Genomic DNA, 23,292 nt, shown 5'->3' with positions numbered 1-23,292 from the left:
TGATTGAGAGAATGAAAGTAAAAGGTGAAAAATATTGCAAACATTAACAGCGACGAACTTAACGAAGACTTATGGCGAAAAAACGCTCTTTAAAGATATCTCATTTTTAATTCGCGAAGGTGATCGAATTGGCCTCGTTGGGATTAACGGGACTGGGAAGACGACATTATTAAACGCGTTAACAGGCACTGACTCTTATGATAGTGGCCAGATTGAAACACCTAATCAATACGCGATGAGTTATTTAGCGCAAAAACCGGTCTTTGATACTAATTTGAGTATCATGGCCGCTATTTTTGCCGGCCAAAATCCAGTGTTTAAGACGATTCAGAATTACGAACGTGTCCTGGCAGCTTATACGGCCGATCCAACGAATCCTAAGTTGCAAACGCAATATGAACAAGCTGATGCGCAGATGACGCAACAAGATGCTTGGACCGTGGATACCGATATCAAAACAATTTTGACGCAATTGCATTTAACTGACTTAGATCAACCGATTAATACGCTCTCGGGGGGCCAACAAAAACGGGTTGGTTTGGCACAAGCCTTGATTGAAAGCCCCGATTTATTAATCTTAGACGAACCGACTAACCACCTTGATTTTGATTCTATCGAATGGTTGGAAAAACGCTTAGCACAATATAAGGGCGCACTTTTAATCGTGACGCATGATCGCTATTTCTTGGATCGGGTCGCAAATCAAATTTTTGAATTGGACGCCGGTCAACTCTATACGTATACCGGGAACTACGAACAATTCTTAACACAAAAAGCGGACCGGCTTGAACGCGAACAACAAGCCGCCCACAAACAACAACAACTCTATAAGCAAGAGTTGACGTGGATGCGCGCCGGGGCTAAAGCTCGGACGACAAAACAACAAGCGCGAATCAATCGGTTTAACGATTTGAAGGGCAATCTGACAACTGGGCCGGATACTGCCGAAGTTGATATTCAAATGGGCCAATCACGTTTAGGCAAGAAGGTCTTAGAACTCAAAGACGCTAACTTAACACTTGATGCGCATCCTATCCTGAAAGATTTCAGCTTGTTAGTGCAAGCTAATGATCGAATTGGGATTACTGGGGTGAACGGTGCTGGTAAGTCCTCACTACTAAATGTTTTAGCTGAACGGATCCCGCTAGATAGTGGTGAATTGGTCGTCGGTGAGACGGTTAACTTGGGTTATTACACGCAACAAAATGAAGATTTAGATCTTGATAAACGGGTGATTGCTTACCTCCAAGAAGCCGGCGAAGAAGTTATCGGTAAAAATGGGGACCGGATTAGTGTCACGCAATTATTGGAACAGTTCCTCTTTGACCGGTCAACACATGGGACGTTAATTAAGAAATTATCTGGTGGTGAAAAACGCCGGTTGTATCTCTTGAAATTATTGATGCAACAACCGAACGTTTTATTATTGGATGAACCAACTAATGACCTTGATATTGGAACATTGACGATTCTTGAAAACTATCTTGAAAACTTTAATGGGACCGTCATTACCGTTTCCCATGACCGGTATTTCCTAGATCAAGTCGCCGATAAATTATTGGTGCTTGATGGCCACGGCAACATTACGACAGAAGTCGGCCTATTCAGTGATTACTTGGCTAAACAAAAAACAGCGACAACAAAGGCTGCAGCACCTAAGCCCACACCTGAAGTCACTGTCGAAACGGTTAAGGAACCAGCCGCTAAACATAAGTTAACGTATAACGAACAAAAGGAATACGCCCATATTGAAACAGATCTTGAAAAACTAGATGAACAAATCGAAACAATCAAGACTGAGATGAATCAAAATGGTGCTGATTACGGTAAATTAGCCGAATGGCAAGCTGAGTTAGATCGTTTAAACCAAGAACTAGATGAAAAAATGGCGCGCTGGGACTACCTAAGCGAATACGCAGACTAAAGAAGTGCGCTCAGCCCGGTTATACTTTGAGGACTAGCGTAGTCCAGTGAATGGCCGACAAAGTCGGGCATTTGCGGGACGTGGCTAGCCGCAGAAGTATGGGCTGAAAAGCACGTTAAAGAAGGGAAGTGCGTTCAGCCCGGTTATGTTCCGAGCACTAGCATAATAAGGCGAATGATTACTGGAAGGAATCGTTTGACTTATGGCGCTAGGCACAGGAATATGGTTTGAAAAACACGTTAAAGAAAGAAGTGCGTTTGAAACGGTTTGACTCTGAGCATTAACTGGATTTGGCAGATTAGCGATGTAATCGCTGATTTGACAAATATGGTTAAGCGCAGGAGTCAGTTTCAAAAAGCACATTAAAGAAAGAAGTGCGTTCAAGTTTGGTCAACTTTCGAGCATTAGCACAGTGGGGCGAATAACCGACGGTGTCGATTATTTGGCGTACGAAGCTAAGCGCAGAAAGTTAGCTTGAAAAGCACGTTACCACAACTATCCAAAAGGGAGATTACCATGTCAGAACAAGTATACCTCGATTTAGCACGGACAATCTTAGCAGAGGGGCACTACAAGGAAGATCGGACTAATACCGGTACCTACAGCCTCTTTGGCTACCAAATGCGTTTTAATTTACAAGAGGGATTTCCTTTATTAACAACCAAGAAGGTGCCCTTTGGCTTAATCAAGAGCGAACTCTTGTGGTTTTTAAAAGGGGATTCTAATATTCGTTATTTATTACAACACAATAATCATATCTGGGATGAATGGGCGTTTGAACGCTTTGTTAAAAGTGCTGATTACAGCGGCCCTGACATGACCGATTTCAGTCATCGGGCCCAAGATGATGCTGATTTCAAAGCCGTTTATCAAGAACAAATGCGTCTATTTAACGAACGGATCTTAGCCGACGAAGCATTTGCGAAACAATATGGCGAATTAGGTGATATTTACGGTAAGCAATGGCGCGCTTGGCAAACACGTTCCGGCGAAACCATCGATCAAATTAAAAATGTCATCGAAATGATTAAAAAAAATCCTGACTCACGCCGCTTAATTGTGTCTGCTTGGAATCCAGAAGATGTGCCTAGTATGGCTTTACCACCTTGTCATACCATGTTCCAATTTTACGTCAACGATGGTAAACTCTCATGTCAACTCTATCAACGAAGTGGCGATGTCTTCCTCGGTGTACCGTTTAACATCGCTAGCTATGCGTTATTAACGCATTTGATTGCCCATGAAACGGGGCTTGAAGTCGGTGAATTCATCCATACGCTGGGAGATGCGCATATTTACAGTAACCACGTGACCCAAGTGAAGACTCAATTGGCACGGCCAATGCATGCTGCCCCCAAATTGTGGTTAAATCCAGACAAGCAGAGTATCTTTGATTTTGATGTTGCTGATATTAAAGTGGAAAATTATGAATCAGAACCCGCAATTAAAGCACCCGTTGCGGTTTAGGAGGTAGCAGATGATAGCATTTTTATGGGCTGAAGATCAAAATGGCTTAATCGGTCAAGATGGGCATTTACCTTGGCGCTTACCCAATGATCTAGCTAATTTTAAACGCGAAACGATTAACGAAGCAGTCATTATGGGGCGCAAAACGTATGACAGCTTGCCTAAAAAGCCGTTACCCGGCCGACAAAACATCGTAATTACACGCCAAAGTGGTTTGACAGTTGCCAAAGACGTTTTAGTTTTTAATGAGCGCATACAACTGCTTGATTATCAAAAAGAACATCCCACGCAAAAGTTGTTCATTATCGGCGGTGCTGATATCTTTAAACTTTTTGCGGCCGATGTCGATTATCTATACGTCACGAAGATTGCCGCCAAGTTCCAAGGTGATGTTTATATGCCCACAATTGACTACACGCAATTTAAATTAATCTCGCAAAAAGCAGGGACGGTTGATGAACGTAATCAATACCCGCATATTTTTGAGATTTATCAAAGAATAACTGAATAAACAACAAAAAGGAACGGTTACTATCAATCAATGATAGTAACCGTTCCTTTTTTAATTGTGGCAGATGAACCATTCTCGGAGTGTCGTCACAATTGTTTCAACAAGCGGGTGATCTTTTCGCAGTGTTGAAGAAAGATAGATAGTTCGTTCAATTGAGACATCCGCAATTTCTTTGAGGACGAAGTGATCGTTAGCTCGATATGACCAAGAAATTTGCGGGAAGAAGGTGATTCCTAATCCCTGATTGATGATGGAGCGCAATGTGCCAGGATCATCCGTGGTTGAACTAATTTTAGGGTGAATATGATTAGCTTCAAGCGCCATATCAATCGTATTACGAAAAGCATTGCTGGGACTTAACATAATAATGGGTGTTTGTTCAATATCACTTGTTTGCAAAATTGCTTTGTGAGCTAATGGATGTGATTTCGGGATAGCGACTAAGACGGGCTCTCTTATAATCGGGACATTATTTAAATCCGGCTTTGAATCCGATGTAATAAATAAAACCGATTCATTAATATTTTCTGGGAGATGATGTTGGATAATTGTTAATTTAATATCAGGATGTTTTTCTGAAAAAATTCGAATTAGGTTTGGCACCGACACAGAGGCGACTTCTAAACAAAGTGTCACTGAGGTAATAATCTCCTTATTTAAGGCAGTAACTGCGCGAAATCCGTCATCAAGAATGGCTAGTGTCTTGGTAACGTAGGGGTAGAAGGTATGGGCATATGGTGTTGCTTCAATATTACGACCGGTGTGATAAAACAGTGTTACCCCTAACTCAGATTCTAGATGTTTAATGGCGCGGCTAAGTGCCGGCTGTGAAATATAGAGTGCCTTGGCTGCCTGCGTAATATTTTGAGTTTCAAAGACCTTTTTAAAGTATTGTAAATGAATTAATTTCATTATTGACCACCTTAATTGATACCTATTAGTTATCGTTCTCCATTTTTTAAGTATTTTTTATTATAACAGAACTCCCTTAAGATTAAAGAGTAATCGGTAATTGCGAAAGGAGGAGATTTAATGAGTACAGCATTTTTATTTCCAGGGCAAGGTAGTCAACAAGTTGGTATGTTACAAGATATTCCCGCTGAATACCTTGAGCGGGTCGCTAAAGTGACGGGCTATCAATTAATTGATGTCCCTCAGAATTATGAGGATACCGTCTTTATCCAATTGGCGTTGTTAGTGAAGGCATTATTTGCTTTAGACGAAATCCAAAAGAATGACATCGTGCCGGATTTGGTTGCTGGACATTCGTTGGGGGCTTTTGCCGCTGCTGTCGCTTGTCAAACGTTATCGTTTGATGATGCCGTGTGGTTGGTCTATCAACGAGCAATGTTAATGAAGGCTGCTTATCCAAGCGGTTATGCGATGGGTGTTATGGTTGGATTGACCCGGGATGAGGCGGCTCAAGTAGTTCAAGAAACATTTGATCCTGATTATCCGGTCTATCTTTCAAACGAGAACTGCCCAATGCAGCATACAATCTCGGGTGCCATAATTGGCCTTGAGAAGACTTTGGCACTAGCTAAGCAGCGTCAAGCACGAACTGCTAAGTTATTGAAGGTTCCGGTGCCATCACATTGTAAGTTGATGCAAGCAACCGTTGAACAATTAAGACCTTACATTAACCAGTTGACTTTGCAGCCGGCAACTTGTCCGTACTTGAAGAATACGGATGGGCGGCTCACACAGGATGCAGAAGCCATTCGTCAAGATTTATTAGCCAATATTGAACAACCAGTACAATGGCGACAAATGATGGCCGTTGCTAAGGAAATGGGAATGGATCTGACGATTGAATTTCCGCCAGGCAATACGTTAACAAAGTTGATTCATGCTAATTTTGGAGAGCAGTTAATCCGGACGATTAATATCAGCCAACATGGCATTGATGATGCAACGTTTCTATATCGAAAATGGAGATGAACTAGATGGAAAAACCACAACGCAATTGGGACACGAAACGAGTTCAAAAAGCACAACGATTAGCGAAAATTAGTCAGTTAATGACTGGTAAGTATGTCGAAACAGACCAAATTATCACAGTTCTAGAGGCCTTAATCGCCCCTGGTGATAAGGTCGTTTTAGAAGGGGATAATCAAAAGCAAGCCAGTTTCTTGTCACAAAGTTTAGAACAAGTTAACCCTGAAAAAGTAAACAATTTACACATGATTATGTCGAGTATTTCACGTCCTGAACATTTGAATATCTTTGAACGCCAAATTGCTTCAAAAATTGATTTTTCATATGCAGGGGCACAAAGTGTTCGTGTTGCGCAAATGATCGAAGACGGCAAAATGAAATTAGGCGACATTCATACTTATTTAGAACTATATGGTCGCTTATTCATTGATTTAATTCCTAATGTCGTATTGGTGGCTGCGGATAAAGCGGACAAAGCAGGAAATTTATATACCGGCTTTAATACCGAAGAAACACCAACGATTGTTGAAGCAGCCGCTTTTAAAGACGGGATTGTGATCGTTCAAGTCAATGAAGTTGTTGATGAATTACCACGGATTGATATTCCTGCTGGCTGGGTGGATGTTGTTGTTCCAGCGGACAAACCTTATGAATTAGAAGCGCTCTTTACCCGTGATCCACAAAATATTACGGAACTTCAGATTCTAATGGCAATGATGGCGATTAAAGGGATTTATGCAGAACATGGTGTCCAATCACTTAATCATGGGATTGGTTTCAACACAGCTGCCATTGAACTCCTCTTACCAACTTACGGTGAAGCATTAGGTCTTAAGGGGAAAATTGCTAAAAATTGGGCTTTAAATCCACATCCAACAATTATTCCAGCGATTGAATCTGGTTGGGTTGAAAGTATCCATAGTTTTGGTGGCGAAGTTGGGATGGAAAAATATATCGCTGCTCGTCCTGATATTTTCTTCGTAGGCCAAGATGGCACGATGCGCAGTAACCGGGTCCTAGGCCAAGTGGCTGGGCAATATGCGGTTGATATGTTTATCGGTTCAACACTGCAATTAGATTATGATGGTAATTCTTCAACTGTTACCAAAGGTCGTCTATCTGGTTTTGGTGGTGCACCTAACATGGGTCATAATCCTGGTGGGCGTCGTCATTCAACACCGGCATGGCAATCATTACGTGATGAAGAAAATCCTTTAGGCAAAGGCCAAAAACTAGTCGTCCAAATGGTTGAAACATACGGTTCTAATAAGAAGCCAGTTTTTGTTGAAACCTTAGATGCGCTTGCTGTTCAAAAACAAGCGAGCCTAGCAAATGCTCCCGTTATGATTTATAGCGAAGATACAACGCATATTGTGACTGAAGAAGGGATTGCCTATCTTTACAAGACAACTAGCAAAGAACAGCGTCAAGCCGCAATTGCCGCAATTGGTGGCGTAACACCACTTGGCATGACAAGTACTAAAGAATCATTGGATCAATTACGCCGAGCTGGGATTGTTAAACTGCCTGAAGACTTGGGTATCAAACGAAGCGATGCAAAACGTTCATTATTAGCAGCGCAAACAATTGATGATTTGGTTGAATGGTCAGATGGCCTATATCAACCACCAATGAAGTTCAGAACTTGGTCATAGGAAAGGGAGATTATCATGGAACAATTAGCTTATCAATATCAAACAAGCCAACCCATTAATAAACGAGTACACGTCGGGGTCGTTGGATCAGGAGATTTGGAAATTTTAATGTTTCCAACCACTAAAGCTGAATCAACAGTTAAAGTCTGCACCGGTAGTGACGGTTTTGACGAGGTATGGGGAAATGTTTTAACCCGTTTCTTTGATCGCTATCCAATTTCGGCCGACATTGTGATTAATGACTTTGGTGCAACACCAGGTGTCGTTTATCTCCGATTAACACAAGCAATGGAGGAACTAGCTGATGAAAAATAGTTTTGTAGAATTAAAGGCCCGCGAACGGGTGAATGCTTTATTAGACACACCGACTGGTCGCGAATTAGTTGGTCCTTTTGACCAAATGACAGCCCCTAACTTGATTGCCCAAGGAATTGTCCCAGAAAGTGATGATGGCATTATTGTGTCACGTGGGACGATTGGTAATAAAGAAGTTGTCGTAATCGCAATGGAAGGTAGTTTCCAAGGTGGTGGGATTGGCGAAGTTTCAGGTGCAAAGATTATCGCTGCACTAACACATGCCCTAACTGAAAATCAAAATGGTAATGAAATTTTCCCAATCATCGTGTTAGATACTGGTGGCGTGCGGCTACAAGAAGCCAACTATGGTCTACTTTCAATTTCTGAAATTAGCAACTTAATTGTGGCGCTTAAAAAATACGTGCCCGTCATTGGGGTTGTCCCTGGACGAGTTGGTTCATTTGGTGGGATGTCCATTACTTCAGCTTTAATGAGTTATTTAATTACGACTAAAAAAGCGCGGGTTGGCTTGAATGGCCCAGAAGTAATCGAACAAGAAGCCGGTGTCCGCGAATTTGATTCCAGCGACAAAGATTTAATTTGGAATACAATTGGTGCCCGTCAACGCGTTGAAGCTCAAATTATTGATGAATTGGTGACTGATAGTGTCGAAAATGTTAAGGATGCAATCGTGGCGGCAATGGTTGAACGTAAAGATAGCCACCGTAGTGAAAATGCTGACTTTTACTTGTCATTATTGGCAAAACTCGATCTTTCAAAACCAATGGCCATTGAAGACTATAATCAAATACTTGCCAAACACCAAACACAAGTAGTTGAGCTACCAGTGATTACTGAACAAGCAACACCGGCAACCGCCAGTGTTGGGTACGACTGGTTCCAAGCGCTAACTGGGTTAAAGAATCCAAGTTCAACAATTAGTACTGTTTATTACGGTGATTCAGATCGTTTTAATGAAGATGCTGTCGTAACGACAATTGTACCGGATGGTAAAAATCCAATGTATCGCGTCCGAGATGGTGAAGTTGGCTTAGTAGAAGGCTTCCGGATGGCACAAATCTTAAATCACGTCTATGAAGAAGATCAAAATAAGATCGTTAAACGACCAATCGTTGTCGTCATTGATGTCCCTAGTCAAGCTTACGGTTATAACGAAGAATTAATCGGGATTCATGTGGCGTTAGCAAATAGTGCAGCGGCTTATGCCAAATTACGGCAAGCAGGGCACCCGGTAATTGGGGTGGTTGTTGGTAATGCTATTTCAGGTGCTTTCTTGGCGCATGGGTTACAATCTAGTCGGTTAATTGCTTTAAACAGTGACGCAATTACTGTTCAAGCGATGTCTAAAGCAAGTGCTAGCCGAATTACTAAACGATCAATTGCTGAAATTGAAGCAGCAGCGGAAAAAGTACCTTCAATTGCCTACGATATCCGTAATTATAATAAATTAGGTGCCTTGTATTGTTTCTTAGATGGTGTGACAGATCAAAAAACGACGACTGATAACGTTGCAACTGTGATTGAAGCCGTTAATGATGCCATTGAAGATGTTCGTCATACAAACGATACGATGTTGACGAATCGCTATACAAATGACATTGCTGTCAAAATGGGCCGTGTTGAAACTAATAAGGTCCAAGCAAAAATGGACGAAGAATGGGATGCTTAATTAAATGAAATCTGCACATGATATTGTTCGCTTTGATCGTGAAATTATTCAACAACCAGCTTTAGTGGCCCAATTAGCGCTGACTAAACAGGTTTTCGGCGTTATTCGACGGGGAATTGCTAGTCAGTCAGATCTCGTACCAGTCGGCCTTCGCGGAGTAGCTCGGAATCAGCGGTTTGCTCTCGAAATTCCTGCTGATGCAATTCAAGCTGTTATTCATCCCTGGGAAATTACGACGCGTGAATCTTTCAGAGTCACTGAAGTCGCACAATTTCCGGTTTATGCACAATATCATGCTGCTAGAAAAATATTATCAGGGTTCAAATGGGGTGTTGGTGGCAGCTTAGGGTTTGAATTATCATCTGGTATTAGTGCCATTAAGCCGACGAGTGATTTTGATTTATTGCTATATGCTAACGCGCCGGCAGAGTTACCGCTTACGGTAATTGCTGCCAATCATTCTTTTTTCGAACAGTTTGATACGCAAGTGATAACCGCCAAGGGTGGTTTTGCATTAAAGGAATATTTGCGAACACCGGCTAAAAAGATTTTATTAAAAACCGATGCAGGCCCGCTATTAACCAAAGAACTTTGGTCATAAATGAGGGTGGAAAAAATGTTCGAAGATCAAAAGACTAAAATAAACGTTAGTGATTTTCAAAAAGTATCAGCCGTGACGGCGGTCATGTTACAAACCATATTAAGTTTCGCATTGGCTAATTGTCATAATCAGACGACGGCGGCTTTTGTTGGAACACTTTATGTATTTGCTAAGTACACAGCACCGATGTTTATTTTTGCCATTGTCTACAATATGGTTAAAACCAGTGAGAAAACATCTTATTTTGAATTTTTAAAGGATAAATTTTTTGAACTCGTTGTACCATATTTACTATGGACAATCGCTTATTTATTGGTATTCCCAGGTGTGCAACAAAAAACACCATACACTAATGTGGGAACCTTTTTATTGAAAGTTGTCACAGGTGATGGTGCACCGCATCTATGGTATACGGTCATGATGTTACAAATTCAATTATTGATGCCGTTCTTTATTTGGTTGGGCTATCGCGTTTTTGCCAACCGTAAACTCGTTTGGCCGGTACTCATCGGGGCTACTGTTTTTTATATCGGATGGTACTCTTTTTATAGTATGCAGGTTTTAAACGGCCCATTAGCTGAAAGCTGGTATTTATTAGACCGCTTGGTCGTCAGTTTTCTAATTTATGGGATTTATGGCGTTGCCGGTTTTGTCTATCATGAAGCAATTTTTAAGCAGTTAAATCGAATTCGCTTTGCATTACTACCTGTTGGCTTAGTAGTGGGCGGTTTATCAGTACGCGCCTTATTAGCTTATCCTGGTGATGTTAACTTTGGCCACGCGCCTTATTTGAATACCTTGCAAAGCTTATACAGTTTGATGATTATTCTGACAGTCTTTACGTTTGCCTCAAGAATGATTGTTAATCAATCACCTAAGTTACCCTGGTTCAAATGGCTAGCGGTTTATGCTTATCGGACGTATTTAGCTAATGTTTTTGTTTTTCAAGCCTTATTGCTAGTTTTTAAGTCAACTTGGTTACGATTACCAATGGGGACGATGATTGTGGTTGCCTACTTGAGCACGGCAACCGGCGCGTTTATGCTCAGCTGGCTCCTCCATTTAGGATGGTCAGGAATTAAAAAGCAATTTAGTTAAGGAGTGTTTAGACTTTGATAAATAATGAGGCACACCAAATGATGATTAAACAATTAGCTGGTTTAGTCGAGCAAGCTTTAGTCGATGAGGTTCAGTTGAGTCCTAAACCAGGTTTAGTTGATGCGTACAATAATGGTGCGCATACGGATATGGATGCATCTTTATTTATCAAGTCGGCACAGGCTTTGACACCTTTTTTTGAACAAATGGCACAAGCTGCTTGGAATCATCCTGTCGATCAGACATTGCGAGAGACAATTGCGCAGATTGGTCGAGCCGCTGAGCAAGCTATGTTTGAAGCCACCAATGGGGTTAACACGCATAAAGGCGCTATTTGGGTGATGGGTCTTTTGGTAAGCGTTTATGCGCACCAAATTAGTATGCACAAGTCTACGCAAATTGAGACCGTTTTAAAAACAGTGAGCCAATTAGCGCAATTCCCAGATGAACGTTATACACCTCAAAATGTTACACATGGCGCCGTTGTAAAAAAACGGTATCGGGTGAATGGTGCTTATGAAGAGGCGGTCTTAGGGTACCCGCATATCTTGCTAGCCATTCAGACTTATCAAAAATGGCAAACAAGTGCACCGCAGCAAGCCCAACTCCAGATGTTATTGTCGTTAATGGGCTCAGTTGCAGATACTTGCGTATTACACCGCAGTGATCAACAAACGCTTATTAAGATGCAACAACTAGCCATTCAAGCTGGTCAAAACGCGCTTCCCAATGATCGTTTTACGGCGTTGATCCAATACTGCCAAGCACACCATATTTCGCCAGGTGGTAGTGCAGATTTATTGGCAGCTAGTCTGTTTGTGCTTGCAGTTGACGCAAAGATTAGTGGCTGTTGATATTAGAAATAAACGGTGTTAAAAAGGATTACGTTATTCGTTTAAAAACGAACGGCGTGATCCTTTTTAGTTAGACTGTCATTTTTTCTCAGTAACTTTTGCTGAAAAAATGGGCGTAGTTTGATATACTGTCTTATAGATATAATCATAGAAATAGCGGTCCGCATATGGGCCTGTTTCGAGATAGAAAGTGTGGCTGAAGTAGTAGTGGCTAATATTAAAATCGTAACGGATTCATCAATTCAATTAACACCAGAAGAAATTAAACAACATCATATTACGGTGATTCCGTTGACCATCATGATTGACAATACCGTCTATATTGATGGTGAAACAATCACACGTGATCAATTTATGACTGAAATGGCTAGTGCTAGTGCGCTTCCTAAGACGAGTCAACCAGCCATCGGTAATTTTATCGAAACATACGAACAACTAGCAGCTGACGGTAGTCAAATTCTATCAATTCATATGTTACGTGCGATTAGCGGGACAGTTGATACTGCGCGTCAAGCTGGCGAAATGGCGAAAGCTGACGTCACTGTTATTGATAGTGACTTTACAGATCGTGCAATGGCCTTCCAAGTTTTAAAAGCAGCGGAAGTGATTGAAGCAGGCGGCTCATTAGAAGATGCCTTAGCAGCTATTCAAGCAGTCCATGATAATACGAAACTATATATGGGTGTGACTGACTTAACTAACCTTGTTAAAGGTGGCCGTTTAAGTCATGCAGCCGGTGTGATTTCAAGTTTATTAAACATCAAAGTAATTCTTGAAGTTGCTGACAGTGAGCTTAAGGTCCTCCGTAAGGGGCGTGGTATGAAGACGATTACGAAGTTCATTGATGAAATGGATGATGACCTCAGAAAGTTAAAAAATGTTAAAGCAATCGGTATTTCACACGCCGATGGGTTGGAACTCAGTGAAAAAATCAAGGCGCAATTACAAGCAGCCTTTCCAGCAATCGAAATTTTAGTACGAACCACTGATCCAGTCATTGCAACCCACGCGGGCGCTGGGGCTTTTGCAGTGATGTATTATACTGAAAACTAAGAAGTTTATGACTAAGGCTGGTTGACATTTATTTGTCCCAGCCTTAACTATTATCTAAAGAGATATGAGGGTGTCAGATATGAAAAAAATACGACAATTATTGATTGACCTAGGGATATTTACCGGGGTGTTACTCGTCGTCTTTATCGTTTGGCAGTTATTGACACCACGTCCAATGAAAGTCAAAGTTCGTAGTCATCAAGAAAGTATTCAAAAAACAAAAGTCGTTCAACCAAAAAAAGTTAAGAAAACATTGCACTTAGTAGCAGTCGGCGATTCATTGACCCACGGGGTGGGTGATGAGCAAAATAAAGAAGGTTATGTTTCGCGGATTGCCACTAAAATTAAAACCGAAACGGGTCATCCTGTGGTGACTGAAAATTATGGTGTCACCGGGGATACCAGCGTGCAGATTGAAAAACGCGTGCGTACGCAACCAACCTTACAAGCCAATTTGAAAAAAGCGGACATCATCACCTTGACCGTTGGGGGTAATGACTTAATGGCGGTCTTGCAGAACAACTTTTTAGATTTAAATCAAAAACAGATTGCAGCCGGTCAAAAGGCCTATCAAACACATTTGATGACGTTGTTTAGACAAATTCGGCAACAAAATCTAACGGCACCCATTTTCGTAATGGGGGTCTATAACCCATTTTACGTTTACTTTCCAGAGATTACCGGGATGTCAACGGCTGTAACGGCCTGGAATAAGACAGTCAAAGAAGTTGCCAATGACTTTGAGTCGGCCTATTATATCAATAGCGACCGTCTTTTAACGCATGGTGATGGTCACTATGTAAAACAAACGAAATCGCTCGCTAAGATGGATAGTAGTCAATTACAAAAGACACTAGCAGCAAACGAGCATCTTAATCCCTATATTAGCGACGACGATCATTTCCATCCTAACCAAAAAGGGTATCAACTCATTACCAACGCTTTTTGGCAACAGATGGCGCAACACCAAAAAGATTGGGCCAAGTAAGGAAGTTAGTTCATGCAAACTAGACAAGATAAAAAAAAGGAACAAGTTAGCCCCAAACGAACGATTAATTATTGGAAATATAGCTTTATTGTTTTACTAGCGTTAGTGATTGGCACACTGGGTTTTATCGCCTATAACGTTAGTGCACCGCAAACCAAGCAAGTTCAGACTGAAAAAATGATTAAGGCTGACAGTACCTTTGATATTCAGATGCACAAGAAGCAAATTAATAGTGTAGTGGCCTATTATCTCGAAAACTATCTTGAGAACTCAAAAGTGAAGTATAATTTTACTTTAGACCAACAAGCGATTCTTTCCGGTCAATTTAAGTTCTTAGGTTTTCCGGTCGAATTCAACCTCTTTTTCAAACCGTATGTGCTTGAAAATGGTGATATTCAACTACGTGCTAAGCAATTGGCTGTTGGTCAGTTGAAAGTACCGATGTCATTTGTTTTTAATTACATCCAACGCCAATATAAATTCCCTAAATGGGTGGTTTTAAATGCGCATAAGAGTCGCATTACCTTGCGCTTGAATGAATTTAAGTTAGCTAACGGGATGCAAGTCAAGGCCCGCCATATTGATTTGAAGAACGATAAGATTGATTTAGCCGTATACGTGCCACTAAAAAATAAGAAATAAGGTGTGCAAAATGAAGCAGAGTTTCTATCGGTATCTCATGACACAGCGCGATCCGAATAACTACGAACCAGTTGCGCAATTTGCTAACAATGCTTTCTTTGATCAATCATTCCCTAAACATGAAGGGGACTATGAACCGTTATCCCAATATTTGGAGTTAAACGGTAGTTATTTACCGAGCATGCTAATTTTTGATGAGGCCTATCAGCTGTATCAAGAAAGCGAAGAGGCATAGTAAAAGAGTGATTGAGGCGATTTAATGAGACGGAAACTAGCAATCGCAGGTAATTGGTTTTTAGCAATTCTCGTGGCCGGACTGGTTGCCTTTGTCATTCGGTCCTTCTTTTTGGTGCCAGCGACGGTGGCCGGTAATTCGATGCAACCAACCCTTGAATCGGGTGACCAACTCTTGTTGAAAAAGTTTGGGCCGGTCCACCGCTTTGAAATCGTCGTCTTTCGCTTAGCCAATGGGACCACTTATGTGAAGCGAGTGATTGGGTTACCAGGGGAGCATATTGCTTATCGGGAGGGCCAATTATACGTGAATGACCGGCCAGTTGCGGAACCTTTTTTGAAGCAATCACGGCAAAAGACGGTCTTAACTTCTGATTTTGATTTAAAAACATTAACCGATCATGATCGAATTCCGGCTAATCAATACTTTGTTCTTGGTGATAATCGCCGAATTAGCAAGGATAGTCGCACGTTTGGTACAATCGAACGTGAAATGATTATTGGTCGCGCAGTGGGCGTTTATTGGCCGTTTGAAGAGATTAATTATTTTAAATAAACGAAAAAGGTTACGGCTGCGGGTCGTAACCTTTTTAATTTAAGCCAGCAAGTTCGCGCTGAGGTATGATAGAATTAAGAATAATACTATCGGTAAGAGATGTATTCATCTTAAACAGTAATAAAGGAGTTATTATGACAATACAATGGTACCCAGGTCACATGGCCAAAGCACAAAAACAAATTAAAGAACGGCTCAAGGCAGTTGATTTAATTTTAGAAATTGTGGACGCCCGTGTACCGGAAGCTTCAATTAATCCCATGATTCAAGAACTGGGTCAAAATAAACCCATTTTATTAATTATGAATAAGGCCGATATGGCTGATCCACGACGGACGCAACAATGGATTGAAACGTTCAAGAAACGCGGCATAACCGCAATTGCCCTTGATGCCCAGCATAAGGCTAAGTTACCCATGATCGAAAAAGTAGCACAAGAAATTTTAGCTGAAAAATTGGCTAAAAAACGTGCTAAAGGCATTCGTAACCCGGTCATCCGGGCGATGTGTGTCGGCGTGCCGAACGTTGGTAAATCGACGATTTTAAACCGTTTAGTGCAAAAGAACATCGCCGTAACCGGTAATCGTCCCGGTGTGACGAAGAACCAACAATGGTTGAAAGCCGGACAAACACTTGAATTGCTCGATACACCAGGGGTTTTATGGCCTAAGTTTGAAGATCCAACGGTCGGTAGTAAATTAGCGCTTACCGGTGCGATTTCAGATGCCATCTATCATCCCGATGATGTCGTTATTTTTGCCTTAGACTACTTCAAAGCATATTATCCAAGTCAACTTCAAAAAGTTTATAAGGTAACAGATGCGGAGCTTGAAGAACCCGCTGCAGAATTAATCATGACTTTGACCAAGCGATTAGGTTTCAAAGAAGACTATGATCGTTTTTGTGTGAAGTTCATTAATGATGCGCGCCAAGGTAAATTAGGACGCTTCACTTTAGACGTTGTCCCAGTGGAGGCGTCATAAGATGACCAAAGCACAATCGATTGCTGAAATTAAGCAATTATTACAAGCACCAGTGACTGAAGAGCAGTTAGCCACTTTTGCGGCTGATTCGCGGGCGGGTGTTCAGAAATTGGTAGTTCAATATCATAAGCGAGCGGCAAAATTAGCGGCCCAAAAAGCGGCTTTTGAAGAACGGCGCCAAATGGAAAAAGCGCTCTGGCCTGATTATCCGCTAGTCGCCGGAATTGATGAGGTGGGTCGGGGGCCACTAGCCGGCCCCGTTGTAACGGCTGCTGTGATTTTGCCCCATGATTTTGATCTTTGGCAGGTCAATGATTCTAAGCAACTGTCATTTAAACTCAAACAAGCGTTGTATCGGAAGATTATGGCTCAGGCAGTCAGTGTCAGTATCGGAATTGCGTCCCCTGAACGGATCGATACCGAAAACATCTACCACGCAACAGAATTGGCAATGGGCGAAGCGGTTGCCGGTCTGGATAAGCAACCGGACTACTTATTAGTGGATGCGATGACCGTGCCCACTGATATTCCGCAAGAAAAATTAATTAAGGGCGATGCCCGCAGTATTAGTATTGCCTCAGCCAGCATTGTCGCGAAAGTCATTCGGGATCAATTGATGATTAATTATGATCAACAATATCCGGGCTATGATTTAGCTAACAATATGGGGTACGGGACAGCTAAGCATTTAGCGGGGCTTGCTGAACTCGGGGTTACACCAATTCATCGTCGCAGTTTTTCCCCAGTTCAAGATGCTTTATAGAAAAATAAAACAGCTCTTTTACGGATTATTAATTAACGTAAAGGAGCTGTTTTTGTGTTAACTAAAAATCAATTACTCTTAAAAGTACATTTAGCGGCGGGGTTTGGGCCTATTAGTGAATTACGCTTGGCGGCGTGGCTGGCAACCAGTCATCATTGGGCGTTATCGGCGTTAGAAATTGCGCAGATTGCGCGCTTGCCGGAACGTTATTGGCCGACTTTTCAAGCAAGTTTTCAAAGTACAACCTTACAACGCCAATGCATCGAACATGACGTTCGAACCACTTATTTAACCATCTTAGATAGCGACTACCCCCAGCGTTTATTGGAAACCTATTTGCCGCCCGTTTTGTTATTTTATCGTGGGGATTTAACAGTGTTAAAACGGCCATGTCTCGCGGTAGTCGGGGCGCGTCAAGCAACTCATTATTCTAAACAATCACTTGAACTGTTATTACAAGGACTAACTGCCACTACGATTATTAGTGGGTTAGCGCAAGGAGCAGATGCGATGGCCCACGAAGTTGCCTTGCAGCGTGGGTTAGCACCAATTGGGGTGATTGGCACGGGCATTAATTGCAGTTACCCACCACAAAATGAGCATTTACAACAGACAGTTGCTGAAAAAGGCTTGTTACTATCTGAATATGCCCTCGATACACCGGCCCGGCGCTATCAATTTCCAGCCCGGAATAAAATTATTGCGGGGTTATGTCATAGCTTAATTGTGACGGAGGCCCGCCATAAGAGTGGTAGCTTGATTACCGCTAACTTGGCCCTTCAAGCTAATCGCAATGTCTATGCAATTCCGGGGCGCATTGATCAATCCCTGTCGCAAGGGTGCAACCAATTAATCGCCGCGGGAGCGACACCATTGCTAGATAAAAACATGTTAATAGAAGAATTACGTTATTTTGACTAGGCAAAACCGTTTTGTTTGACATCCATCAGCTTACCTGTTATTGTTAAAACAACAAGTTACTTATAAAGTAACAAATAAACCACTAAGGGGATTTTAAATATGAAATATGCAATCACAGCTGTAACAGGACGTTTTGGTCAAGTAGCCGTTCACGAATTAGCAAAATTAGTACCTGCTTCAGATATTATTGGTTTGGCACGGAACGTGGAAAAAGCGCAAAAGATGGTACCAGCAGGTGTTATCGTTCGCCCTGGCGATTATACACAAGAAGCAACATTAGTCGACTCATTACAAGGTGTTGATCGTCTACTATTTATTTCCTCTCAACCAGGCGCAGAAGTGCCACGTGATCAACAACATCTGGCTGTTGTCCGGGCAGCTAAAAAAGCCGGGGTTAACTGGATTGGTTATACAAGCTTCCCCCATGCTGACCAAACAACTTCTGGTTTAGCTGAAGACCACCGTAAAACAGAAGCGGCTATTATCGAATCTGGTATTGCGCATTCTTTCTTACGTAATAATTGGTATCTTGAAAACGAACTCGATACAATTAAAGGCGCTATCGCGGGGCAACCATTCGTTTATGGCGCTGGTGACAGTCATGTTGGTTGGACACTTGAACGTCTTTATGCTGAAGCAGCTGCTAAAGTATTGGCCATGACTGACACGAAAGATATTTATGAATTCGCTGGTGCACCCGCCACTTACGCTGATTTAGCCAAAAGTGTTGCACAATTGACTAATCAAGAATTTGCGGTATCATCATTAAGTATCGCTGATTATCAAAAAGGGCTGGAAGCAAGCGGCTTACCTACTGAAGTTGCTGGGGTTATTACCATGATTCAAGGCCTGATCCGTGATGGGGAACTAGATGAAGTTTCAAGTGACTTACCGGATGTCTTAGGGCGGCCATTGCCATCATTAACGGCGGCTCTTCAAGAGTTATTATCAGCACAATCATAGTAGAGAACAAGTTTGAAATTGAGGTTAAACGATGAAATATTCCCACAAACTAAGTGATGCGATTCATATCTTAGCTTATGTCGAAATTTGTCAGGATGGTGATTTATCGAGTCAGGCGATTGCAGGCAGTATTGAATCTAATCCAAGTTTGGTTCGCCGCCTGATGTCGATTTTAGTTAAAGCTGATTTATTGGAAAGTCGTCCAGGTACGATTGCCCCTAAATTGGCTCGACCAGCTGAACAAATTAGTGTTTTGGATGTCTATCAGGCATTAGATGCTGATCAACGCCTATTGCATGTTGATGATAAGACCAATCCAAAATGTCTGGTCGGTGCTAACATCCAATCTGCTTTGAATGACGCTTATGATCAGGTTCAACAAGCGGCGGAAAATCAGATGGCTCAGATTAAGTTGGCTGATATTATTGCTGATATTTTGGTTAATAATGCACGAGTATAGTTTTCAAGAAAACAAGGTAAGGATAAAAATTATTTTTTATCGCACCTTGTTTTTTTGTGGTTTAATGCGGTAGGATTGGTTATGAATTTATTATAATCCGTCGTTTTTCTGATAAGTTTCCTTTGAATACTGGGAAACCTATGCTATGCTTTAATCTGATAATCACTAGTGCCCGTTAGATTTGACAAACGGTGCCACGTCACATATCATTATGTACGATTTTGAACAAAGCGTTCTGTTGAAAGGGGTTTGTCCATGGCAGGCAAAAATTTAGTCATTGTAGAATCACCTGCAAAGGCCAAAACAATTGAGAAATATCTTGGACGCAACTATAAAGTCGTTGCAAGTAAGGGTCATATCCGCGATTTACCTAAGAGTCAAATGGGTGTGGATTTCGAAAATAATTATGAACCTAAATATATTTCAATTCGCGGTAAAGGCGAAACAATTAAAGAATTAAAGAAACACGCTAAAAAAGCGGATCATATCTATCTAGCAGCCGATCCCGATCGTGAAGGGGAAGCAATTGCATGGCATGTTTCGCATATTTTAAAATTAGATCCAAACGATAAAAATCGGGTGGTCTTCAATGAAATTACCAAAGACACTGTTAAGAGTGCCTTTAAAAATCCACGTAGTATCGATATGAAATTAGTCGATGCCCAACAAGCACGCCGGGTTTTAGACCGGATTGTGGGCTATTCAATTAGTCCGCTCCTTTGGCAAAAAGTTAAAAAGGGCTTGAGTGCCGGTCGGGTGCAATCAGTGGCGTTAAAACTCGTGATTGATCGTGAACAAGAAATTAAAGCTTTCAAACCGGAAGAATATTGGTCATTAGATGCTGAATTCAAGAAGGGCCGCAGTAAGTTTAAAGCTAGTTTTTACGGTTTAAACGGTAAGAAAACAGCCTTAGGCAATAACGATGCGGTTCAAGACGTCTTAAAGCAAATTGACAAGACGCAACCTTTTACAATTGAAGATGTCAAAAAGCGTGAACGCAAACGTTTTGCGGCGGCACCTTTTACCACCAGTTCATTGCAACAAGAAGCCAACCGGAAGTTAAACTTCAGAACCCGTAAAACGATGATGCAAGCCCAACAGTTATATGAAGGGATTAATCTCGGGGGTAAAGAAGGCACGGTTGGGTTGATTACGTATATGCGTACCGATTCAACCCGGATTTCAACGGGGGCCAAACACGAAGCATCCCAATTCATTCACGATAATTATGGTGAAGAATACGCGGCTGTTAAAGCCCATAAGACGAAAAATCCAGAAGGCGCACAAGATGCCCATGAAGCAATCCGCCCAACTTCTGTGATGCGGACACCTAAGAGCTTAAAAGATGTTTTAACAAACGATCAATATAAGATTTACAACTTGATTTGGTCCCGGTTTGTCGCCAGTCAGATGACACCGGCGGTCTTTGACACAGTGGCGGTTAAGATTAACCAAAACAACGTCTTATTTAAGGCTAATGGGTCACAAATGCGCTTTCCAGGGTTTACTAAACTATACGTTTCATCCCGTGATACCGAAGATTCAGCGAAGGATAATTTATTACCTGAATTAGCGATTGGCGATGAGGTTAAATTAGCTAAAACTGATCCAGCGCAACATTTCACACAACCACCGGCACGTTATTCTGAAGCTAACTTAGTTAAAGCGCTCGAAGAAAACGGCGTTGGACGTCCGTCAACCTATTCACCAACGATTGAAACGATTCAACGACGCTATTACGTGAAGTTGAACGCCAAACGATTTGAACCAACGGAACTAGGTGAAATCGTCAATAATTTAATCGTCGAATTCTTCCCAGATATTGTCAGCATCGACTTTACTGCCGATCTTGAACATCGTTTGGATGAAGTTGAAACAGGCCAAGAAAATTGGATCAAGATTATTGATAATTTCTACCAACCTTTTGAAAAAGAAGTTGAAAAAGCTAGCGTTCAAATCGAAAAGGTTCAGATTAAAGATGAACCGGCTGGTTTTGATTGTGATATCTGTGGGGCACCAATGGTGGTTAAGATGGGCCGTTATGGTAAGTTCTTTGCCTGCAGTCGCTTCCCAGATTGTCGCAATACCAAGGCAATTGTTAAAGAAATCGGTGTGACCTGTCCTAAATGTGGCAAGGGGCAAGTCATTGAACGTAAATCTAAGAAAAACCGGTTATTCTACGGCTGTGATCGTTATCCAGACTGTGATTTTGTCACCTGGGATAAACCAGTCGGCAGAAACTGTCCTAAGTGTGAACACTACTTAGTTGAAAAGAAAATTAAAGGCGGCAAACAAGTCATCTGTCCTAATGGTGATTATGAAGAAGCCGTTCAAAAATAAGAGAAAATTTGAGGTAATTAGATGACGACAAAACCTTTTGTAAATGTGATTGGTGCCGGCTTAGCTGGTTCTGAAGCAGCTTGGCAAATCGCCAAACGCGGTGTTGATGTTCATTTATATGAAATGCGGCCAGTTAAAATGACGCCCGCCCATCACACGGAACAATTTGCGGAATTAGTTTGTACCAATTCACTCCGCGCAAACCAAGTCACGAATGCGGCTGGTTTGATTAAAGAAGAGATGCGCCGTTTAGATTCAATTATCATCGCTGCAGCGGACGAAAATGCCGTTCCTGCTGGTGGGGCGTTAGCTGTCGATCGGACACCATTTTCACAAACGGTCACCGATAAACTTGCTAATCATGAACGAGTAACCGTGCATCACGAAGAACTGACGGCTTTCCCAGAAGGCCCGACAGTAGTTGCTACTGGTCCATTAACATCACCTGGTTTAGCAGAGCAAATCAGCGCGTTAAACGGTAGTGAAGGTTTGTATTTCTACGACGCCGCTGCACCAATCCTGGATAAAAACAGTATCGATTTTGATAAAGTTTATCTTAAGTCACGGTATGACAAGGGTGAAGCAGCTTACTTGAATTGCCCAATGACTGAGGCCGAATTTGAAGCCTTTTATAAGGCTTTGATTTCAGCAGAAGTTGCTGAAATGCACGACTTTGAAGATGAAAAATTCTTCGACGGTTGCATGCCAATTGAAGTCATGGCAAAACGCGGTATCAAAACCATGTTATTCGGTCCTTTAAAACCAGTTGGGCTTGAAAATCCTAAGACCGGTGAACAACCTTACGCGGTTGTTCAATTACGTCAGGATAATGCTGCTGCCAGTCTTTATAATATCGTTGGTTTCCAAACTCATTTAAAGTGGGGCGAACAAAAACGTGTTTTCCGGATGATTCCGGGTTTAGAAAACGCTGAATTTGTCCGTTACGGTGTCATGCATCGGAATACTTTCATGAAGTCACCCGACGTGTTATTACCCACTTACCAATCAAAACAACGTGCTGATTTATTCTTCGCCGGTCAAATGACAGGGGTTGAAGGGTACGTTGAAAGTGCGGCTTCTGGCTTAGTCGCTGGGATTAACGCTGCCCGTTTAGCACTAGCAACAGAACCCGTTGCTTTCCCAACAACCACGGCAATGGGTTCAATGGCACATTACATTACGCATACCAGTGCCAAACATTTCCAACCAATGAATGCGAACTTCGGGATTTTCGAACCTTTAAAACAACGGATTCGTGATAAAAAAGAACGGAATCAAGCCCTTGCCGACCGTGCGTTAGCAAGTATTGACACGTTTAAAGAAACACTCTAGGTAAACACCTTTTAAATCCCGC

The 23,292-nt window shown here is 41.9% G+C and carries 23 protein-coding genes; 22 read left to right on the top strand and 1 reads right to left on the bottom strand.

All coding sequences use genetic code 11. The features are described from left to right. Positions 1-34: 34 nt before the first annotated feature. The 3 genes from C0213_05810 (at position 35) to C0213_05800 (ending at position 3,902) form a co-directional block, all read left to right on the top strand. Positions 35-1,924, top strand: a complete 1,890-nt coding sequence (locus tag C0213_05810; protein AUX11946.1) for a multidrug ABC transporter ATP-binding protein — start codon at positions 35-37, stop codon at positions 1,922-1,924. A gap of 516 nt (positions 1,925-2,440) precedes the next feature. Next, positions 2,441-3,391 carry a thymidylate synthase gene (locus C0213_05805; protein AUX11945.1) on the top strand — a complete coding sequence of 317 codons (951 nt, stop codon included), beginning with the start codon at positions 2,441-2,443 and terminating at the stop codon, positions 3,389-3,391. Positions 3,392-3,401: 10 nt separating this feature from the next. Further along, positions 3,402-3,902, top strand: coding sequence for a dihydrofolate reductase (locus C0213_05800; GenBank protein ID AUX11944.1), 501 nt, complete (start codon positions 3,402-3,404; stop codon positions 3,900-3,902). A 51-nt stretch (positions 3,903-3,953) separates the two neighbouring features. On the opposite strand, the gene C0213_05795 is transcribed toward C0213_05800, so the two are convergent. Then, a complete protein-coding gene (locus C0213_05795; protein AUX11943.1) occupies positions 3,954-4,814 on the bottom strand; it encodes a LysR family transcriptional regulator in 861 nt (286 codons plus the stop codon). 120 nt (positions 4,815-4,934) lie between these two features. Here C0213_05795 and C0213_05790 point away from each other — a divergent pair, with 120 nt between their 5' ends. The 19 genes from C0213_05790 (at position 4,935) to trmFO (ending at position 23,270) form a co-directional block, all read left to right on the top strand. Then, positions 4,935-5,843 carry an acyl transferase gene (locus C0213_05790; GenBank protein ID AUX11942.1) on the top strand — a complete coding sequence of 303 codons (909 nt, stop codon included), beginning with the start codon at positions 4,935-4,937 and terminating at the stop codon, positions 5,841-5,843. 5 nt (positions 5,844-5,848) lie between these two features. Continuing rightward, positions 5,849-7,495, top strand: a complete 1,647-nt coding sequence (mdcA, locus tag C0213_05785; GenBank protein ID AUX11941.1) for a malonate decarboxylase subunit alpha — start codon at positions 5,849-5,851, stop codon at positions 7,493-7,495. A 15-nt stretch (positions 7,496-7,510) separates the two neighbouring features. Continuing rightward, positions 7,511-7,810, top strand: a complete 300-nt coding sequence (mdcC, locus tag C0213_05780; protein ID AUX11940.1) for a malonate decarboxylase acyl carrier protein — start codon at positions 7,511-7,513, stop codon at positions 7,808-7,810. After that, positions 7,800-9,482 carry a biotin-independent malonate decarboxylase subunit beta gene (locus C0213_05775; GenBank protein AUX11939.1) on the top strand — a complete coding sequence of 561 codons (1,683 nt, stop codon included), beginning with the start codon at positions 7,800-7,802 and terminating at the stop codon, positions 9,480-9,482. Before mdcC ends, C0213_05775 begins: the two co-directional genes overlap by 11 nt. A gap of 4 nt (positions 9,483-9,486) precedes the next feature. Then, entirely contained in the window at positions 9,487-10,083 is a 597-nt protein-coding gene (locus C0213_05770) for a malonate decarboxylase (GenBank protein ID AUX11938.1), read from the top strand. A gap of 15 nt (positions 10,084-10,098) precedes the next feature. Next, the gene (locus C0213_05765) at positions 10,099-11,181 is read left to right on the top strand and encodes an acyltransferase (protein AUX11937.1); all 1,083 of its coding nucleotides are present in this window, start codon (positions 10,099-10,101) and stop codon (positions 11,179-11,181) included. Positions 11,182-11,195: 14 nt separating this feature from the next. Next, positions 11,196-12,035 (top strand): triphosphoribosyl-dephospho-CoA synthase MdcB, encoded by an 840-nt coding sequence (locus tag C0213_05760; GenBank protein ID AUX11936.1) that lies wholly within the window; start codon positions 11,196-11,198, stop codon positions 12,033-12,035. 207 nt (positions 12,036-12,242) lie between these two features. Continuing rightward, the gene (locus C0213_05755; protein AUX12818.1) at positions 12,243-13,088 is read left to right on the top strand and encodes a DegV family protein; all 846 of its coding nucleotides are present in this window, start codon (positions 12,243-12,245) and stop codon (positions 13,086-13,088) included. Between the two features lie 79 nt (positions 13,089-13,167). Beyond that, positions 13,168-14,076, top strand: a complete 909-nt coding sequence (locus tag C0213_05750; GenBank protein ID AUX11935.1) for a lysophospholipase — start codon at positions 13,168-13,170, stop codon at positions 14,074-14,076. A 12-nt stretch (positions 14,077-14,088) separates the two neighbouring features. Next, positions 14,089-14,718 carry a DUF2140 domain-containing protein gene (locus C0213_05745; protein AUX11934.1) on the top strand — a complete coding sequence of 210 codons (630 nt, stop codon included), beginning with the start codon at positions 14,089-14,091 and terminating at the stop codon, positions 14,716-14,718. Between the two features lie 10 nt (positions 14,719-14,728). Then, the gene (locus tag C0213_05740) at positions 14,729-14,953 is read left to right on the top strand and encodes a YozE family protein (GenBank protein AUX11933.1); all 225 of its coding nucleotides are present in this window, start codon (positions 14,729-14,731) and stop codon (positions 14,951-14,953) included. 24 nt (positions 14,954-14,977) lie between these two features. Then, positions 14,978-15,508: a signal peptidase I gene (gene lepB / locus C0213_05735; protein ID AUX11932.1), complete on the top strand. Its 531-nt coding sequence runs from the start codon at positions 14,978-14,980 to the stop codon at positions 15,506-15,508. Between the two features lie 134 nt (positions 15,509-15,642). Next, positions 15,643-16,491, top strand: coding sequence for a ribosome biogenesis GTPase YlqF (gene ylqF / locus C0213_05730; GenBank protein AUX11931.1), 849 nt, complete (start codon positions 15,643-15,645; stop codon positions 16,489-16,491). A gap of 1 nt (position 16,492) precedes the next feature. Beyond that, positions 16,493-17,254 (top strand): ribonuclease HII, encoded by a 762-nt coding sequence (locus C0213_05725; protein AUX11930.1) that lies wholly within the window; start codon positions 16,493-16,495, stop codon positions 17,252-17,254. A gap of 54 nt (positions 17,255-17,308) precedes the next feature. Further along, positions 17,309-18,175: a DNA-protecting protein DprA gene (gene dprA, locus C0213_05720; GenBank protein AUX11929.1), complete on the top strand. Its 867-nt coding sequence runs from the start codon at positions 17,309-17,311 to the stop codon at positions 18,173-18,175. A gap of 99 nt (positions 18,176-18,274) precedes the next feature. Then, positions 18,275-19,138: an NAD(P)-dependent oxidoreductase gene (locus C0213_05715; protein AUX11928.1), complete on the top strand. Its 864-nt coding sequence runs from the start codon at positions 18,275-18,277 to the stop codon at positions 19,136-19,138. A 31-nt stretch (positions 19,139-19,169) separates the two neighbouring features. Next, positions 19,170-19,598 (top strand): transcriptional regulator, encoded by a 429-nt coding sequence (locus tag C0213_05710; protein AUX11927.1) that lies wholly within the window; start codon positions 19,170-19,172, stop codon positions 19,596-19,598. A 255-nt stretch (positions 19,599-19,853) separates the two neighbouring features. Next, positions 19,854-21,938, top strand: coding sequence for a type I DNA topoisomerase (locus C0213_05705; GenBank protein AUX11926.1), 2,085 nt, complete (start codon positions 19,854-19,856; stop codon positions 21,936-21,938). A 21-nt stretch (positions 21,939-21,959) separates the two neighbouring features. Next, positions 21,960-23,270, top strand: coding sequence for a methylenetetrahydrofolate--tRNA-(uracil(54)-C(5))-methyltransferase (FADH(2)-oxidizing) TrmFO (gene trmFO / locus C0213_05700; protein ID AUX11925.1), 1,311 nt, complete (start codon positions 21,960-21,962; stop codon positions 23,268-23,270). Positions 23,271-23,292 lie beyond the last annotated feature (22 nt).

The sequence above is a fragment of the Latilactobacillus sakei genome, assembly GCA_002953655.1.
GTDB classification, from domain to species: domain Bacteria; phylum Bacillota; class Bacilli; order Lactobacillales; family Lactobacillaceae; genus Latilactobacillus; species Latilactobacillus sakei_A.
The sequence above is the reverse complement of the archived record's forward strand: the minus strand, read 5'-3'. Positions and strand labels throughout refer to the sequence as shown.

Bases quoted from the DNA above. Each gene is read 5' to 3' on its own strand.
- C0213_05805 (AUX11945.1), top strand. From the start codon at position 2,441: ATGTCAGAACAAGTATACCTCGATTTAGCACGGACAATCTTAGCAGAG.
- C0213_05800 (AUX11944.1), top strand. From the start codon at position 3,402: ATGATAGCATTTTTATGGGCTGAAGATCAAAATGGCTTAATCGGTCAA.
- C0213_05795 (AUX11943.1), bottom strand. From the start codon at position 4,814: ATGAAATTAATTCATTTACAATACTTTAAAAAGGTCTTTGAAACTCAA.
- C0213_05790 (AUX11942.1), top strand. From the start codon at position 4,935: ATGAGTACAGCATTTTTATTTCCAGGGCAAGGTAGTCAACAAGTTGGT.
- mdcA (AUX11941.1), top strand. From the start codon at position 5,849: ATGGAAAAACCACAACGCAATTGGGACACGAAACGAGTTCAAAAAGCA.
- mdcC (AUX11940.1), top strand. From the start codon at position 7,511: ATGGAACAATTAGCTTATCAATATCAAACAAGCCAACCCATTAATAAA.
- C0213_05775 (AUX11939.1), top strand. From the start codon at position 7,800: ATGAAAAATAGTTTTGTAGAATTAAAGGCCCGCGAACGGGTGAATGCT.
- C0213_05770 (AUX11938.1), top strand. From the start codon at position 9,487: ATGAAATCTGCACATGATATTGTTCGCTTTGATCGTGAAATTATTCAA.
- C0213_05765 (AUX11937.1), top strand. From the start codon at position 10,099: ATGTTCGAAGATCAAAAGACTAAAATAAACGTTAGTGATTTTCAAAAA.
- C0213_05750 (AUX11935.1), top strand. From the start codon at position 13,168: ATGAAAAAAATACGACAATTATTGATTGACCTAGGGATATTTACCGGG.
- C0213_05745 (AUX11934.1), top strand. From the start codon at position 14,089: ATGCAAACTAGACAAGATAAAAAAAAGGAACAAGTTAGCCCCAAACGA.
- C0213_05740 (AUX11933.1), top strand. From the start codon at position 14,729: ATGAAGCAGAGTTTCTATCGGTATCTCATGACACAGCGCGATCCGAAT.
- lepB (AUX11932.1), top strand. From the start codon at position 14,978: ATGAGACGGAAACTAGCAATCGCAGGTAATTGGTTTTTAGCAATTCTC.
- ylqF (AUX11931.1), top strand. From the start codon at position 15,643: ATGACAATACAATGGTACCCAGGTCACATGGCCAAAGCACAAAAACAA.
- C0213_05725 (AUX11930.1), top strand. From the start codon at position 16,493: ATGACCAAAGCACAATCGATTGCTGAAATTAAGCAATTATTACAAGCA.
- C0213_05715 (AUX11928.1), top strand. From the start codon at position 18,275: ATGAAATATGCAATCACAGCTGTAACAGGACGTTTTGGTCAAGTAGCC.
- C0213_05710 (AUX11927.1), top strand. From the start codon at position 19,170: ATGAAATATTCCCACAAACTAAGTGATGCGATTCATATCTTAGCTTAT.
- C0213_05705 (AUX11926.1), top strand. From the start codon at position 19,854: ATGGCAGGCAAAAATTTAGTCATTGTAGAATCACCTGCAAAGGCCAAA.
- trmFO (AUX11925.1), top strand. From the start codon at position 21,960: ATGACGACAAAACCTTTTGTAAATGTGATTGGTGCCGGCTTAGCTGGT.